The following is a 15,444-nucleotide window of genomic DNA, read 5'->3' as shown; positions in this document are numbered from 1 at the left end:
GGTGTGGTCGGGTGATTGGGTCGCCGAGCGGCTCGGGGTCGAACTGGACGGCGACGAGCGGCTGCGGGAACTCCTCGGCCTCGCCCTGCGCCGCAACCCGAAACGGGCCCATCTGCTCGTCTCCCACGTCCTCGGCAAGCACGTCCCGCAGTCGCCGAGCCTTGTCTGGCGCTCCGGGTACGACCTCGGCGTACGGGTCCGCCGGCTGCTCGGCGACGACGAGGCGCGGCGCTCCGTCGTCCTCGGCTACGCGGAGACAGCGACCGGACTCGGCCACTCCGTCGCCGACGGCCTGGCCCTGGCCCCGTATCTGCACTCCACCCGGCGCCCCGTGCCCGGCGTCGCGCGGGCCGGCGGCTTCGAGGAGTCGCACTCGCACGCCACCTCGCACCTGCTGCTGCCCGAGGACCCGGAACTCCTCGCCGGGGACGGCCCGTTGGTCCTGGTGGACGACGAGTTCTCCACCGGCAACACCGTCCTCAACACCATCCGCGACCTGCACGAGCGCTACCCGCGCGGCCGGTACGTCATCGTCGCCCTGGTCGACATGCGCTCGACCGCCGACCGGGGCAGGCTCGCCGAGTTCGCCCGCGAGATCGACGCCCGCGTGGACCTCGTTGCGCTGGCCTCCGGGACGGTGCGGCTGCCCGAGGGGGTCCTTGAGCGGGGGCGGGAGCTGGTCGCCGAGCACGAGCGGGCCGCGGACGGTGTTCCCGGCCCGGTGAGCCCGGTGAGCCCGGTGAGTCCGGTGAGTCCGGTCAGCGTTCCGGTCCAGCGGGACGCGCGCCGGCTCGTCCGCGTCGACCTCGGCTGGCCCGCCGGGGTGCCCGACGGCGGAAGGCACGGCTTCACGGCCGCGCACCGGGACCGCCTGGAGGCGGCGGCGCCGGGCCTGGTCGGGCAGATCGCCGCGGCGCTGCCCGCGGACGCGCGCCGCGTGCTCGTCCTCGGCTTCGAGGAGCTGATGTACGCGCCGCTGCGGCTCGCCGTCGGGCTGGAAGCCGAGGTCGAGGCCGAGGTCCGCTACTCCACCACCACCCGCTCGCCCGTCCTCGCCGTGGACGACCCCGGCTACGCGATCCGCAGCCGCCTCGTCTTCCCCGCCCACGACGACCCGGCGGACGGGCCCGGCGACCGGTACGCGTACAACGTCGCGGGCGGCGGCTTCGACACCGTCGTCGCCGTCGTCGACTCCGTCGCCGACACCCCCGAACTGCACGCCCCCGACGGCCTCCTTGCGCAGCTCGCCCGGCACGCCGAGCACGTCCTGCTCGCGGTCGTCCCGTCCCACGTCCCCGGCGCGCAAGCCGTCGAGGGCGCCCCCGAACGGCAGGAAACCCCCAGCATGCTGCCCGAACCCCTGCGCGGCCCCGCCTTCTCCTCGTACGCACCGGACGAGGTCGGCTGGCTGCTCCAGGACCTGTCCGAGGTCGAGCTCGAAGCGCCGACCGAGGAGCGCGAGGAGGCGATCCAGAGCGGCGGCGCGCACTACGCCGAGTCGCTCCCGGTCGAGTACCAGCCGAGCGAGCAGTACCAGGAGCTGTTCAAGGCGGCCCTGGAGACGTCCGCCGCGCGCATCGCGCAGGCCGTCGGCGTCGTCACCGAGACCGTCCTCGCCGAGCGGTCCGAGGGGACCGGGCGGTCCGAGCGGCCCGTTCTGGTGTCGCTCGCGCGCGCGGGAACCCCGGTCGGTGTGCTCATGCGCCGCTGGGCGCAGCACCGGCACGGCCTCGACCTGCCGCACTACGCCGTGTCGATCGTGCGCGGCCGCGGCATCGACGCCAACGCCCTGCGCTGGCTCGCCGCCCACCACGACCCCGCCGACGTCGTCTTCGTCGACGGCTGGACCGGCAAGGGCGCCATCACCCGCGAACTCGCCCAGGCCGTACGGGACTTCGAGGACGCGGGCGGCGCCAAGGGCTTCGACCCGGAGATCGCGGTGCTCGCCGACCCGGGCTCCTGCGTACGGACCTACGGCACCCGCGAGGACTTCCTGATCCCGTCCGCCTGCCTCAACTCCACGGTCTCCGGGCTGATATCGCGCACCGTGCTCCGCGCCGACCTGGTCGGCCCGGACGACTTCCACGGCGCGAAGTTCTACCGCGAACTCGCCGGAACGGACGTCTCCGGCCACTTCCTCGACACCGTCGCCGCCCGCTTCGACGAGGTCGGCGACGCCGTGGACGCCCAGGTCAAGGAGGTCCTTTCGGCGGACCGCGCGCCGACCTGGGAGGGCTGGGCCGCCGTCGAGCGGATCAGCACCGCGTACGGCATCAACGACGTGAACCTGGTCAAGCCGGGCGTCGGCGAGACCACCCGGGTGCTGCTGCGCCGCGTCCCGTGGAAGATCCTCGCCCAGCGCGGCGCGGGCGCCGACCTCGACCATGTGCGCCTGCTCGCCGAGCAGCGCGGCGTGGACGTCGAGGAGGTGGACGGACTCCCGTACAGCTGCGTCGGGTTGATCCACCCCCAGTACACCCGGGGCGCGACCGGCGCCGACGGCAAGGCGGTGACCGGCAAGTGAGCACCACACTCGTCGCCAGCGACCTCGACCGCACGCTGATCTACTCCGCGGCCGCCCTCCAGCTCCCGATGCCGGACGCGGAGGCCCCCCGGCTGCTCTGCGTCGAGCTGTACGAGGGCAAGCCGCTGTCGTACGTGACCGAGGACGCCGCCGAACTCCTCGCCGAGCTGTCCCGGCGCACCGTCTTCGTGCCGACGACGACCCGCACCCGCGCGCAGTACCAGCGCATCAACCTGCCCGGCCGCACCCCGCGGTTCGCGATCTGCGCCAACGGCGGCCACCTGCTCGTCGACGGCGAATCCGACCGGGACTGGCAGCGGCAGGTCGCCGCCCGCCTGGCCGAGGAGTGCGCCTCGCTGGAGGAGGTCCGCGCCCATCTCGTGGCCAGTGCCGACGAGTCGTGGCTGCTCAAGGAGCGGGTCGCCGAGGACCTGTTCGCGTATCTGGTGGTCGAGCGGGCGCTGCTGCCCGAGGGCTGGGTCAAGGAGCTGTCCGCCTGGGCGGAGGAGCGCGGCTGGACCGTCTCCTTGCAGGGCCGGAAGATCTACGCGGTGCCGAAGCCGCTGACCAAGAGCGCCGCCATGCGCGAGGTCGCCCGCCGCACCGGCGCCGACCTCACCCTCGCCGCGGGCGACTCCCTCCTCGACGCGGACCTGCTGCTCGCCGCCGACCGGGCCTGGCGCCCGGGCCACGGCGAGCTGGCCGACTCCGGCCTGGCCGCGCCGCACCTCACCGTTCTGCCTCAGCGCGGGATCGAGGCGGGAGAGCGGATACTGCGGGAGTTCCTCTATGCCGCCGGTCCGGGCCGGTCCGCCTGAGGACCCTGGCGGCGAGGAAGGCCACCGCGGCCGCGGCGGCGGCACCGAGGACGACCGTCGAGTACGTGGAGACGTACGCCGTGACCTGCGCCCAGTTCTCGCCGAGCGCATAGCCGGCGAGGACGAACAGGGTGTTCCAGATGGCGCTGCCGAGCGCGGTGAGCCCCAGGAACGTGGGCAGCGGCATGCGCTCCACGCCCGCGGGCACGGAGATCAGGCTGCGGAAGACCGGGATCATCCGGCCGAAGAACACGGCCTTCGTGCCGTGCCGCGCGAACCACCGCTCGGTTCGCTCGATGTCGGACGCCTTGACCAGCGGCAGCCGCGCGGCGATCGCGAGCGTACGGTCCCGGCCGAGCAGCGCCCCGACGCCGTACAGCGCGAGCGCCCCGAGCACGGAACCCGCGGTCGTCCACACCAGGGCGGCCACGAGGTTCATCTGCCCGGTGCTCGACGCGAAGCCCGCGAGGGGCAGGATCACCTCGCTCGGGATCGGCGGGAACAGGTTCTCCAGGGCGACGGCGAGTCCGGCGCCGGGCGCCCCGAGGGTGTCCATGAGGCCGGTGATCCAGCCCGGTGCGGTGCTCTCGATCATGCGGCCAGGCTAGGGAGTACTTCCTGAAGCGGACCTGAAGTCAGCCGCCTGGCGGCGGGCGGCGGGCGGCCTGAGGCGTCAGCCGCAGCAGCCTCCGCCGCAGCAACCGCCTCCGCCTCCGCCGCCTCCGGGGGCGGGCGCGGGCGCGGGCCCGGCGCCTGCCGTTCCGCCGACGGCCACCGTCGACAGCAGCTTCACGGTGTCGCCGTGCCCGGCGGGGCAGGCGGCGGGGTCGGAGGACTCGGCCATGGGCCGACTGAGCTCGAAGGTGTCGCCGCAGGTCCGGCAGCGGAATTCATAGCGAGGCATGGGGTCAGGTTAACGGCGCGTACAGCGGGTGAGTACCGGCTCGGGCCGCTTCTTGCCCTTGGGTGCGGGCCGCCTCTTGCCCTTGGGTGCGGGTGCGGGTGCGGGTGCGGGTCCGGGTCCGGGTGCGCCGAGGGTGCGGGCACGCTGCGACGGTGCGGGCACGCCGGACTCCCCGCGGAGGCTGCGGCCGCGGGGAGTCCGGGGTGGCGCCGCATGCCCGGCGCCGGGCCCGGAGGCGTCGGGGCTCGGGGGCGCCTGAGGGAGGGCTGCTCAGGTCTTGGTGTCCTCGCCACGGGTTCCGGTACGCGTGCCCAGTTGCGTTTGAGTGACGGCCCGCTCCTCGCGTTCGGCCTGGCCGGGGTGGCGGGCCTTCCAGTACGGGTTGTCGTGCGGCAGCGCACTGCCCACCCGCCCGTACATGCCGAACATCATCAGCAGAACGCCCACCACGAAGCTGAACAGGACGTTCTGGATCCGGAACGCCAGGAAATTCAGGTCCGTGTCGAGGAGCGCGAGGTTCGCGAATCCGCTGAGGATGAACGCGACGCCCACGATCATGTTGAGCGTCGAGGCGAAGTTGCCGCCGATCACCATGCCCACGAAGAGCAGCAGCCCCACGCAGATCGACAGCACGCTCAGCGCGCCGTTGGTGTTCAGACCCGCGACCGTGTCGCCCCGGGTGTCGAAGAAGCCGACCTGGTCGATCAGGCCGAGGATGCCGAACGCGAGCAGGACGAGCCCGGTAAGGCCCGCGCCGACGCGGTAGACCTTGCTCAGCCGGTGGTCGACGGGAAGGTGTTCGTCCAGCGTGATCCGCCGCCTGGTGGGGTGGAGCGTTGCGTGCGTGGCCATGTCCGCCTCCCTGGGGTGCCCGGAGGACATCACTCCGTACGGAGGCTCCGCTCCGTTCCGGAGACCTGCGGCACGCGGGCGCCGATCAGCACCCGCGTGCTACCAGGATCCGCCTCCTCGGCCGCTCATGCCACATCGCGCCGGGTACGCGGGTGCAGTACGCCGTACCGGGCGCCGGGTCACGCCCCCGCGCCGCCCCGGTCCTGCCGGATCTGCGTGACCACCCCGGCCACCGTGCTCCGCACCGCCTCCGTCTCCGTGAGGAAGTGCCAGTAGTCCGGGTGCCGGCCCTCCTCCAGGGTGCCGACGGCACGCTCCAGGCGGGCGACCGCGCCGTCGAGCGGGCGGGCGTGCCGCGGGTCGGGGGTGCTGCGGCCGGCCATCGCGAGGCGCTGCGCGTCCCGGATCGCGAAACGGGTCCGCTCGATCTCCTGCTGCGGGTCCTTCGCCACGGCGTTCAGCTGCCGCAGCCGCTCGCCCGCCGCCGAGACCGCCTCGTCGGTGGAGTTCAGCAGGGCCCGCACCGTGCTCAGCAGGGCCGTGGCGTCCGGCCAGCGCTGCTCGTCGCGCGCCTTGCGGGCCTCGGCCAGCTTCAGCTCGGCCTGCTTGACCGCGTCCGCCGCCTGCTCCGGCACCGACTGCAGGTCCTGCCAGCAGGCCGCCGTGAACCGCCGCCGCAGCTCGCTCAGGACCGGCTCGACCTGCGCCGACCGCGTGGTCAGCGCCTGCGCGCGGGTCCGCAGCGACACCAGGCGCCGGTCCGTCTCCGCGGCCCGCTCCGGCAGCCGATCCGCCTCCGCGCGTACGGCCTCCGCGTCCCGCAGTACCCGGTCGGCGCGCTGCAGCGTCTCGGGCACGCCGTGCTGCCCCGCGCCCTGGTTGAGCTTGGTCAGCTCCGGGCCGAGCGCGGCGAGCCGCGCCGCCAGGTCGTCGGCGCGCAGCCCCGAGCCCCGTACCGCGTCCAGTGCGGTGCTCGCCGCGAGCAGCGCCTGCCGGGCCCGCTCGACCGCCGGGGCAAGCCGGGCCAGCTGTGTCTCCGCCTTGTCGAGCAGCGCGCCGAGGCTCTGCCCGAACCGGTCGAGCTCCTGCTTCACCCGCACCAACTCGTCCCTGGCGCCGGTCAGTTCGGCCCTCGCCCGGCTCGCGGCCGAGGCCTCCAGGTCGTCCCGGTCCAGGTCGTGGGCGTCGACCGCCGTGATGTAGCGGTGGCTGACCTCGTCGATCCGGCGGCCGAGCGCGTCGAAGTCGGCGGCGACCCGGCGGGCGGCGGGGGAGCTGTCGACGGCCGTGATGGTCTCGATCGAGATCCGCAGGTCCCGCTGGGCGGTGTCGAGTTCGTAGAACGCCTCCGCCGCCGCGTCCTTGGCGGCCTGCGCCTCGGCCCGCGCGCTCTCGCCCCGCCCGCCGAACCAGCGCCGCGTCCCGCCCCCGGCGAAGGCGGCGGGCAGCACGGCCGCGCACGCCGCGAGCAACGGCAACGGCAGCAGGACGAGTCCGGCCACGTCCCGCAGCGCTCCGGCCCGGCGTGGACCCGGGCGTCGTGAGGGGCGAGGGGCGACCTGCTGCGCGTACGGCTGCGGTGGTGTCGCCGTCACTTCTCACTCCCGTGCTGTCGTCCGCCGGCCAGGGACAGTTCCCGGCGGTGGCCGGGCAGCCATTCTCCCACCCGATGAAGACGATGACACGGGCCGTTCAGTTCACCCGCACACTGCCGTTCCTGCTGTGCAGGGCAGGTCGGGCCTCTGGGCGTTTGCAGGGCAGTGCGTTCGGCAAGGTAGGCTGTCGACTTGTGTCCAGGGCGCGTAGCTCAGGGGTAGAGCGTCGCCCTTACAAGGCGAATGTCGGCGGTTCGAAACCGTCCGCGCCCACCGGGTCCGTACGACGGACCAGCCCGGTCACTCGGCAAGGCCCTCCGGAGATCTCCGGAGGGCCTTACTGCTCCCGCGGCTCTGTCCTGCTGGTGCCCTACTGCCGTATTACTGCCGCCTTACTGCCGCATTACTGCTGTGCGCATCCGCGCGGGCGTACCGCTCACGGGGCCCGAAATCCCGGTGCCCGTAAGGCCGTTGACGTGGCCGGCTCGCCTCATGACGACCGAGAGCCGCAAGGCGGCCGACGGAAAGGGCCGTGCCGCGTAGGCGGCCGGGGAAGGTCCGCGTCGAGCAGGGGGTTCGGACGCCAGGAGCGCTGAGGCGGGTGGCGCGGTCGGAGAACGCGGGGGGTGTCTCCCGGGGCGCTGGCCGAGATCGCCAGGATCGAGCAGCGCCGGAACTATCTGTTCCCCGGGGTGACCGGGTCGAGCGTGCGGCTGTGGCGCGACTTCGTGCGTACCCCGCATCACCGGCCGAGCGGCTCTGACGGGTGCGCCACAGTCTTATGCAACTTGTTGCAGAACAGTCTTCCGATGGGTTACAACAAGCTCGACCGCACCCCATCAGGAGGCCCCGATGAGCCAGAGCCCGTACCCGCACCTGCTGCGGCCCCTCGACCTCGGGTTCACCACCCTGCCCAACCGCGTGATCATGGGCTCGATGCACGTCGGGCTCGAAGAGGCCGAGCGCGGCTTCGAGCGGATGGCGGCCTTCTACGCGGAGCGGGCGCGCGGCGGCGCCGGGCTCATCGTGACCGGCGGGATCGCCCCGAACGAGGCGGGCCGGCCGTGGGCGGGCGGGGCCAAGCTGACCACCGCCGACGAGGTCGCGCAGCACGCCGTCGTCACCGAGGCCGTGCACGCGGCGGGCGGCCGGATCGCCATGCAGATCCTGCACTTCGGGCGGTACGCCTACCACGAGGACCTGGTCGCACCCAGCCCGCTCCAGGCGCCGATCAGCCCCTTCGTACCGAACGAGCTGACGGAGACCGAGGTCGAGCAGACCGTCGAGGACTTCGTGCGGGCCGCCGGGCTCGCCAAGGAGGCCGGGTACGACGGTGTCGAGATCATGGGCTCCGAGGGCTATCTCCTCAACGAGTTCATCGTCGCCGCCACCAACCACCGCACCGACCGCTGGGGCGGCTCGTACGAGAACCGGATCCGGTTCCCCGTCGAGATCGTGCGGCGGACCAGGGAGCGGGTCGGGCCGGACTTCATCCTGATCTACCGGCTCTCCATGCTCGACCTGATGCCGGGCGGCTCGACCTTCGACGAGGTCGTCGCCCTCGCCAAGGAGATCGAGGCGGCGGGCGCCACCATCATCAACACCGGCATCGGCTGGCACGAGGCGCGCATCCCCACCATCGCGACGTCCGTGCCGCGCGGCGCGTACGCCTGGGTGACGAAGAAGGTCATGGGTGCGGTGTCGGTGCCGCTGGTCACCAGCAACCGCATCAACACCCCTGAGGTGGCCGAGCAGTTGCTGGCCGACGGGCACGCCGACCTGGTCTCGCTCGCCCGGCCGTTCCTCGCCGACCCGGAGTTCGTGGCGAAGGCGCGCGCGGACCGCGCCGAGGCCATCAACACCTGCATCGGCTGCAACCAGGCCTGCCTGGACCACACTTTCAGCCTGCAGATCACCTCCTGCCTGGTGAACCCGCGGGCCTGCCACGAGACCGAGCTGGTCCTCGAACCGATCACCGAGATCCCGCGCCGCAAGCGCGTCGGCGTGGTCGGTGCCGGGCCCGCCGGGCTCGCCTTCGCCGTGTCGGCCGCCGAGCGCGGGCACGAGGTCACCCTCTTCGACGCCGCGGACCGGATCGGCGGCCAGCTCAACCTGGCCCGCAAGGTCCCGGGCAAGGAGGAGTTCGACGAGACGATCCGCTACTTCCGCACCCAGCTCGAACTCCGGGGCGTGGACGTCCGGTTGAACACCCGCGTCACCGCCGACGAGCTGACCTCCGGCGCGTATGGCACCACGTACGACGAGATCGTGATCGCCACCGGCGTCAGCCCGCGCACCCCGGAGATCCCGGGCGTCGACCACCCGCGCGTGCTCAGCTATCTGGACGTGCTGCGGGACGGGGCCAAGGTGGGCGAGCGCGTCGCGATCGTCGGCGCGGGCGGCATCGGCTTCGACGTCGCCGAGTTCCTGACCGACGGCGGTGAGCAGGCGAGCCTGGACCCGGCGACGTACTTCGCGCAGTGGGGCGTCGACATGGACTACCGCGACCGCGGCGGGCTGCGCGCACCCGAGCGGTCCGAGCCGCCGCGCCAGGTGCACCTGTTGCAGCGCAAGGCCAGCAAGGTCGGCGCCGGGCTCGGCAAGACCACCGGCTGGATCCACCGCACCGAACTGCGCCACCGCGGCGTGACGATGGTCGCCGGGGTGTCCTACGAGCGGATCGACGACGCGGGCCTGCACGTCACCGTCGACGGCGACACCCAGGTGCTCGACGTGGACACCGTGGTCCTCTGCGCCGGCCAGGAGCCGCGCCGCGAGCTGTACGACGCGCTGCGCGCCGCGGGCCAGTCCGTGCACGTCATCGGGGGTGCCGACGTGGCCGCCGAGCTGGACGCGAAGCGGGCGATCAAGCAGGGCACGGAGCTGGCGGCGCGGGTGTAGCCGAAGGGTACGGAGCTGGCGGCGCAGGCGTAGCCGGCGGTACTTCCGGACGAGGTCCCGCACCGTCGACCCGGTTGCCGTCGATCGCCCTGCGGGCTCGTCCGCGAACGCCGGACGGGCTGATATCAGCGCCCTGACCCTCCATAGGATGCGGACATGTCCCTGCCGCACGCCATCCTCACCGCCCTTCTGGAGAAGCCCTCGTCAGGCCTCGAACTGACTCGCCGTTTCGACAAGTCCATCGGGTACTTCTGGTCCGCCACGCATCAGCAGATCTATCGCGAGCTCGGCAAGCTGGAGGACGCCGGACTGATCCGTGTCCTGCCGTCACCGCAGCCGACCCGCGGGCAGCGCAAGGCGTACGAGGTGCTGCCCGCGGGGCGTGCGGAACTCACCGCCTGGGTCGCCAGGGAGGAGGACCCGAAGCCGATCCGCTCCGCGCTGCTGCTGCGGATGCGCGCCGCCGCCGTGGTCGGCCCGCAGGGGCTTGAGGCCGAGCTGCACCGCCATCTCGCCCTGCATCAGGAACAGTTGAAGGAGTACGAGCAGATCGAGGAGCGGGACTTCCCGGCCGGGCGGGACGGTGCGCAGGACCGGCTGCGCCATCTGGTGCTGCGCGGCGGCATCGAGCTGGAGACGTTCTGGATCGGCTGGATCACCGAGGCCCTCGACGCCATGGAGCGGCTGCCGGAGCAGGCGCCGGTCCAGCCGGTCCAGCTGGATCAGCTGGATCAGCTGGATCAGCTTCCGGACCGCCGTCCGGAAGGCCCCGCGGAGGGCTGAACGCTCAGGCGCCCGCGCCCGCGCCTGCCCCCGCCCCGGCCGCCGCGTCCCGTATGTGCTTGAGGCGCATCCGGCCGTCGACGAGCTCGGGGCCGGAGAACGCGCCCCAGTGCCGATGGCAGGTGACGAACACCGCCAACTCCCGCTCCCGCTGCCGGAGTTTCTCCACCTCCGCCTGCTCGTCGGCGCTCCAGCCCGGGGAGGCGGGACGCTCCACCTTGCGCCAGCCGGCTATGTCAATGAAGCCGTCGAGGGGCGTGACCGACCAGGGGAGCCGCTTGAGCAGAGCCAGAAGCTCGGCCCGGACCTGATGCAGCTCCTCCTGACCTGCGAGGAGGTCTTCGGGGAATTCAAAGGTCTCAGCCACGACCGCAATGCTACGCCTGTTCGAATTTCGGAAGCGAGGTTCCTCGCCGCAAGACCACCCGAACGTGTGTTCCTCACTTTCGCCGGGGCACTGGTCCCGGGAGGCGCCGCGGACCAGACTGTGCGTATGTGCCGAAGCATCAAGACCCTCCGCCCGCCGGCCATGCCCGAGGAGGCCACCGAGGACGACATGCGCGCCGCCGCCTTGCAGTACGTCCGCAAGGTGTCCGGGTTCCACGCGCCCGCGGCCCACAACCGCGAGGTGTTCGACCAGGCCGTGGACGCGGTCGCCCTCGCGACCCGGGAACTCCTCGACGGACTGGTTGTACGCGGCCAGAGACAGGCCCCGTAACCGAGCAGCCCGTCCGCGCGGATCGGATCAGCCGTCCCGTGCGGGTCAGTGCGTGCGAGGCCGGAGCGCGTCAGTGCGTGCGAGGCCGGAGCAGGTCAGTGCGTGCGCGGACGGCGCACCAGGCACGCCGCGCCCGTGCCCGCCGCGAAGAGTGCGGCCAGCGAGACGCCCGTGGCGAGCCAGCCCGCGCCGAGCCACTGCCCGCCGAACCAGCCGAGCCCGACGCTGTACGCGGCCCAGGCCACCCCGGCCGTCAGGGACCAGGGCAGGAACTCGCCGATCGCGCGGTGTGCGGCGCCCGCGCCGAGCGAGACCACGGAACGGCCCGCGGGCGCGAAGCGGGCGACGACGACCAGCGCGCCACCGCCCTTGGCGAGCGCGGCGCCGAGGCGTTCCTGTGCGCTGCTGAGGCGGCGGGAGCGGGCGATCACGCGGTCCAAGCGCGCGCCGCCGCGCCAGGCCACGCGGTACGCGACCAGGTCGCCGAGGACCGAGGCGAGCGCCGCGCAGGTGCCGAGCAGCAGCAGGTCCGGGACCTGGTGCGCCATCCGGTCGGCGGCGGCGCCCGCGGCGCCGGAGCCGGCGGCCGCGGCGGTGGCGGCCGTGACCACCAGGAGCCCGCTGGGCAGCAGCGGCAGGAAGACGTCCAGAACGATGGAGGCGGCGATGACGGCGTAGATCCACGGGCTGCCGGTCAGCGACCCCACACTCTCCAGCACCCATTGCTCCCGCGAGTCCCGTCGGACGGCCCTTTCCCGTCGGACAGCTGTACAGCGTACGCCTGGCACTTCGGGAGGATTCCGGCGGGTGCTCCTCGCCCCCGGGGCGCACTTCTCGTACGCCTCGGCGAGCGTTCACCCGCGTGCCGCTTCCGGAGCGACACGCGGCGCCGCGTTCCCGTACGAACGAGAGGTAGCGAACCGAGAGGAGCAGGGTGATGGTGGCAGGGATGGTCGCCGCGGCGACTGCGGCGGCGGTGTTGATGACGGGCGGCGGCCCGGTCGCGGGCGACGTCGAGGTGGTGCGCGCGGAGGCGGACTTCGCGCCGCCGAACGCGTTCGTGCCGTCGGACGCGAAGACGTACGACATGGAACTGGTGCCCGCGGGGGCGCACATCCAGGTGGTGCAGGTCGCGGAGGACCCGGGCAACGCGGTGACGCTGACGGTCGACGGCCTGAAACCGAACCGCGCGTACGGCGTGCATGTGCACCAGAAGCCGTGCGGCGCGCGGCCCGAGGACGCGGGCGGTCACTACCAGCACCGCAAGGATCCGGTGCAGCCGTCCACGGACCCGGCGTATGTGAATCCGTACAACGAGGTGTGGCTGGACTTCACCACGGACGTCCGGGGGCACGGGGCGGCGGCCGCCCGGCACGGCTGGAACTTCCGCCCCGGGGAGGCCGCCTCGGTCGTCCTGCACCGCGAACAGGGCGGTGCAGGAGACCGGTTGGCGTGCTTCAGCGTGCCGTTCGCGCCTACACGGGCGTGAGGTCGGCCTCGGTCCTGGCGGACTTGTCGGCCGCGCCGGCACCGCGGCCGATGAGCCGGTCGAGGCCGAAGGCCCCGGAGCCGGTGAAGACGATCAGCAGGAACGCCCAGCAGAACAGGGCGGCGCTCTCACCGGTGTTCTCCAGTGGCCACAGGCCCATCGGCTGGTGCACCGTGAAGTACGCGTACGCCATCGCGCCGGAGGCGAGGAACGCGGCCGCGCGGGTGCCGAGGCCGATCATCACCAGCGTGCCGCAGACGACCTCGATCAGCGCCGAGATTCCGCCGGGCCAGCTGACGGGGTCCGTCGTCTGGCCGCCGAGGACGCCGAAGAGCTTCGAGACGCCGTGGCAGGTGTAGAGCAGGCCGATCACGATGCGGAACAGCCCCAGGGCGTATGGCTGTGCCCTGTCGAGGCGGTCGTTCATTGGGGGACTCCTTCGTTCGGTCGGGGACGGCAACCGATCGGAGGCTCTACGTTAGGCAGACCTAATCAATACTTGCAAGTTCAACATCTGGCCGTTCTCCGCGTTCCGCTTCCGCTCCCGAGGCGGTCCGCAGCGCCGCACGCGCCACCGCGTCCGCGTCCGACAGCGTCACCGAGTCGACGCCCGGCCGCGCTCCCGCCGCCGTCACCCAGTGCACACCCTCCGTGGGGACGCCCACCGCGAACCGCCCGGGGTGCGGCCTGCCGAGGCGGTCCACGACCCGGTAGGGGCGCGGCGTCACATCGAGACCACCCGTCTCATAGTCGTCGACCACATGGGGCCTGCACCCACCCGAGGCGAGCAGCTCCGCGAGCAGTGCGTCGCCCGTACGCCGAAGATCCGCTTCCGGAAGGCGCGCCTCGATCATCGTGGTCGCGCGCACCGTGGAACCCGGCACATCGGGGGAGTGCGCCACAAACCCGTCCGCCTCGGCGCGCACCTCCATGCGCGGGCCGACCACGTGGAGCACCCCCGCCGCCACGAGCGCCGTCATCTCCTCGATGCGGCGGCGCGGCGGCCCGATGGACAGGAACGCGTTCAGGGGCGTGTACCAGCGGTCCAGGTGCTCGCGCCGCGAACGGCCGCCGATGCCCCGGTGGTCCACGACCAGGCGCAGCTCGTTGCGCAGGTCCCGCAGCACGTCGAGCGCCGCCTTGACCGGACCTGACACATTGCCGAGCGCGGCCTCGGCGGCGTCCGCGCGCAGCTGCCCGAGCAGCCGGCCGCGGAATTCCTCCGGACCGGCGAACTCCACCCCGTCGTACGGGCGGGCGACGCGCTCCCAGGACCAGCGTCCGGCCGGCCCGAAGCCGAAGGCGTCGAGTACGGCCGCCTCCTGCTCCGAGCCGTGCGCCGAGCCGAGGAAGCGCTCCCGGAACACCTCCGTGGACCGGCCTTCGGCGCGCAGCCGGGCCTCGTAGTGGACCGTCTCGACCTCCTTCGCGACCAGGGGCCAGATCTCGGCGAGGAAGTCCGGCGGATCGCCGTCGGCGGCACGCTTGCGGAAGCCCTCGATCACGGTGCCGGTGAGCACCAGCGGCTCGTGCCTGCCGTACGCGCCCTTCTCGTTGTCGCCACGCGCCTGGTACGGGACTCCGCGCCGCGAGCCCGCGTACAGCTGGGGCTCCCGGCCCGACGGCAGGTAGCCGAGACCGTCCGGGCCGGCGACGAAGCGGCCGCCGCGGCCCGAGGTCAACAGGGCCATGTGGTCGAAGAAGTTGAGGCCGAGCCCGCGCAGCAGCACCGGGGCCCCGGGCTCCACGGACGACAGGTCCAGGTCGGCCGGGTTGGCGGGCTGGACGTACCGCAGGCCGTGGCGGAGCGCATGGTCCGCGAGCCGCCGCTGCGCCGCGCCGCCGGTGGCCGGAAGGTGCCCCTGGGCGAGGACGACGGCGTCCAGGCCGGTGAGTTCGGTGCCGTCGGAGAGGACGAGGCGCTGGCCGGGAGGGCGGGGCGGCGGGGTGTCGCCGTGGCGCTGGCGGGGGACGTGGGCGGTGGCGGTCGTACGGGGCAGGTGGCCGGCGTGGTCCGTGAGGGGAACGGGCTCTTCCGTGAGGTCGGCGGGCTCGTGCTTGAGGTCGGCGGGCTCTTCTGTGGGGTGGGGGGCCTCGTTCTTGAGGGGGACGGGTTCCCTCGTGAGGTCGGCGGGCTCTTCCGTGGGGTGGGCGGGCTCTTCCGTGAGGCGGATCGCGCGGGCCCGGTGGACCTTGACTCGGACCTGCTCCGGGGCCCGGCGCAGCACCTCGGCGAAGACCCACTCCAGGTAGCGGCCGTACTGCGCGCGGGTCGGGTACGCGTCCGGGCCCAGGGGGCCGTCCAGCGCCTCGGGGTGCGCGGACGCCCACTCGTACAGGCTCGGCCCCCGGCGTATCGGTCCTTCGCAGGTCACGCTCGGGTCGGTGAACAGGGTGACCTGGGGGGCGACGGTGTTCATCAGAAGCTCGTCCGACTGCCCGGTCCGCCACACCTGGCCCGCGCCCGGCGGCGCCGGGTCGACCATGTGCACCGTGAGCAGGGCGCCCGGAGGCAGGAGTTCCGGGGCCGACGCGCACAGCCGTTCCAGGACGCTGGTGCCACGCGGCCCCGCGCCGACGACGGCGACGGAGAGATGTGCAGTCGCGGACAAAGGTGTAACTCCCGGGGCGGATGGGCGAAATGAGGCTCCTGCGACCACCGCTGCCCGCTGCCACCGGCGTGACCGGTGTGCTGGAAGCGGATCGTCCGGCTCATCATGCCGCCGGATCAGGCTCTGTCGAACCCCTGGACGAGCCAACCCCCGCCGGTGTGGGCCGGATCACGCCAGCCCTGGGCACGCTCTGTACGTGGACGCTGTACGCGGACTCCGTTCGTGGACTCCGTTCGCGGACGTACGCG

Annotated in this window: 15 protein-coding genes and 1 tRNA gene; 7 read left to right on the top strand and 9 right to left on the bottom strand. The window is 73.0% G+C overall.

From position 1 onward, the window contains the following. Position 1 precedes the first annotated feature (1 nt). On the top strand, positions 2 to 2,524 hold the full coding sequence (locus QIS99_RS26430; protein ID WP_282516167.1) for a phosphoribosyltransferase: 2,523 nt from the start codon (positions 2 to 4) through the stop codon (positions 2,522 to 2,524). Beyond that, positions 2,521 to 3,342, top strand: coding sequence for an HAD family hydrolase (locus QIS99_RS26425; protein ID WP_282516166.1), 822 nt, complete (start codon positions 2,521 to 2,523; stop codon positions 3,340 to 3,342). The genes QIS99_RS26430 and QIS99_RS26425 overlap by 4 nt, the downstream gene beginning before the upstream one ends. Here the strand turns inward: QIS99_RS26425 and QIS99_RS26420 are convergent. The 5 genes from QIS99_RS26420 to QIS99_RS26400 all read right to left on the bottom strand — a co-directional run bounded on the left by QIS99_RS26420 (position 3,254) and on the right by QIS99_RS26400 (position 6,693). After that, positions 3,254 to 3,937, bottom strand: coding sequence for a DedA family protein (locus tag QIS99_RS26420; RefSeq protein WP_282516165.1), 684 nt, complete (start codon positions 3,935 to 3,937; stop codon positions 3,254 to 3,256). The genes QIS99_RS26425 and QIS99_RS26420 overlap by 89 nt on opposite strands. Before the next feature lie 78 nt (positions 3,938 to 4,015). Beyond that, positions 4,016 to 4,246, bottom strand: a complete 231-nt coding sequence (locus tag QIS99_RS26415; RefSeq protein WP_282516164.1) for an FmdB family zinc ribbon protein — start codon at positions 4,244 to 4,246, stop codon at positions 4,016 to 4,018. Positions 4,247 to 4,255: 9 nt separating this feature from the next. Further along, positions 4,256 to 4,408, bottom strand: a complete 153-nt coding sequence (locus tag QIS99_RS26410) for a hypothetical protein (protein WP_282516163.1) — start codon at positions 4,406 to 4,408, stop codon at positions 4,256 to 4,258. 108 nt (positions 4,409 to 4,516) lie between these two features. After that, positions 4,517 to 5,098 (bottom strand): DUF4383 domain-containing protein, encoded by a 582-nt coding sequence (locus QIS99_RS26405; protein ID WP_282516162.1) that lies wholly within the window; start codon positions 5,096 to 5,098, stop codon positions 4,517 to 4,519. Between the two features lie 179 nt (positions 5,099 to 5,277). Next, positions 5,278 to 6,693 (bottom strand): hypothetical protein, encoded by a 1,416-nt coding sequence (locus tag QIS99_RS26400; protein WP_282516161.1) that lies wholly within the window; start codon positions 6,691 to 6,693, stop codon positions 5,278 to 5,280. A 201-nt stretch (positions 6,694 to 6,894) separates the two neighbouring features. Here QIS99_RS26400 and QIS99_RS26395 point away from each other — a divergent pair. The 3 genes from QIS99_RS26395 to QIS99_RS26385 all read left to right on the top strand — a co-directional run bounded on the left by QIS99_RS26395 (position 6,895) and on the right by QIS99_RS26385 (position 10,377). Beyond that, positions 6,895 to 6,966, top strand: a tRNA-Val gene (locus QIS99_RS26395). Between the two features lie 579 nt (positions 6,967 to 7,545). Next, on the top strand, positions 7,546 to 9,594 hold the full coding sequence (locus QIS99_RS26390) for an NADPH-dependent 2,4-dienoyl-CoA reductase (protein WP_282516160.1): 2,049 nt from the start codon (positions 7,546 to 7,548) through the stop codon (positions 9,592 to 9,594). Positions 9,595 to 9,750: 156 nt separating this feature from the next. Continuing rightward, positions 9,751 to 10,377 (top strand): PadR family transcriptional regulator, encoded by a 627-nt coding sequence (locus tag QIS99_RS26385; protein WP_282516159.1) that lies wholly within the window; start codon positions 9,751 to 9,753, stop codon positions 10,375 to 10,377. A 4-nt stretch (positions 10,378 to 10,381) separates the two neighbouring features. Here the strand turns inward: QIS99_RS26385 and QIS99_RS26380 are convergent, their stop codons facing one another. Continuing rightward, on the bottom strand, positions 10,382 to 10,744 hold the full coding sequence (locus tag QIS99_RS26380; RefSeq protein ID WP_282516158.1) for a hypothetical protein: 363 nt from the start codon (positions 10,742 to 10,744) through the stop codon (positions 10,382 to 10,384). A 126-nt stretch (positions 10,745 to 10,870) separates the two neighbouring features. On the opposite strand from QIS99_RS26380, the gene QIS99_RS26375 reads away from it, so the two are divergent. Further along, positions 10,871 to 11,095: a DUF2277 domain-containing protein gene (locus QIS99_RS26375; RefSeq protein ID WP_282516157.1), complete on the top strand. Its 225-nt coding sequence runs from the start codon at positions 10,871 to 10,873 to the stop codon at positions 11,093 to 11,095. A 95-nt stretch (positions 11,096 to 11,190) separates the two neighbouring features. Here the strand turns inward: QIS99_RS26375 and QIS99_RS26370 are convergent, their stop codons facing one another. Beyond that, positions 11,191 to 11,814, bottom strand: coding sequence for a DedA family protein (locus QIS99_RS26370; RefSeq protein WP_282516156.1), 624 nt, complete (start codon positions 11,812 to 11,814; stop codon positions 11,191 to 11,193). A 218-nt stretch (positions 11,815 to 12,032) separates the two neighbouring features. On the opposite strand from QIS99_RS26370, the gene QIS99_RS26365 reads away from it, so the two are divergent. Next, positions 12,033 to 12,584 carry a superoxide dismutase family protein gene (locus QIS99_RS26365; RefSeq protein ID WP_282516155.1) on the top strand — a complete coding sequence of 184 codons (552 nt, stop codon included), beginning with the start codon at positions 12,033 to 12,035 and terminating at the stop codon, positions 12,582 to 12,584. Here QIS99_RS26365 and QIS99_RS26360 read toward each other — a convergent pair. Next, entirely contained in the window at positions 12,571 to 13,011 is a 441-nt protein-coding gene (locus QIS99_RS26360; RefSeq protein WP_282516154.1) for a DoxX family protein, read from the bottom strand. The two genes, QIS99_RS26365 and QIS99_RS26360, sit on opposite strands and share 14 nt — an antisense overlap. A 61-nt stretch (positions 13,012 to 13,072) precedes the next feature. Continuing rightward, positions 13,073 to 15,196 (bottom strand): FAD/NAD(P)-binding protein, encoded by a 2,124-nt coding sequence (locus QIS99_RS26355; protein WP_282516153.1) that lies wholly within the window; start codon positions 15,194 to 15,196, stop codon positions 13,073 to 13,075. Positions 15,197 to 15,444 lie beyond the last annotated feature (248 nt).

Source organism: Streptomyces solicavernae, assembly GCF_029968095.1.
GTDB lineage: Bacteria > Actinomycetota > Actinomycetes > Streptomycetales > Streptomycetaceae > Streptomyces > Streptomyces solicavernae.
This window is presented reverse-complemented; position numbering and strand designations above follow the sequence as displayed.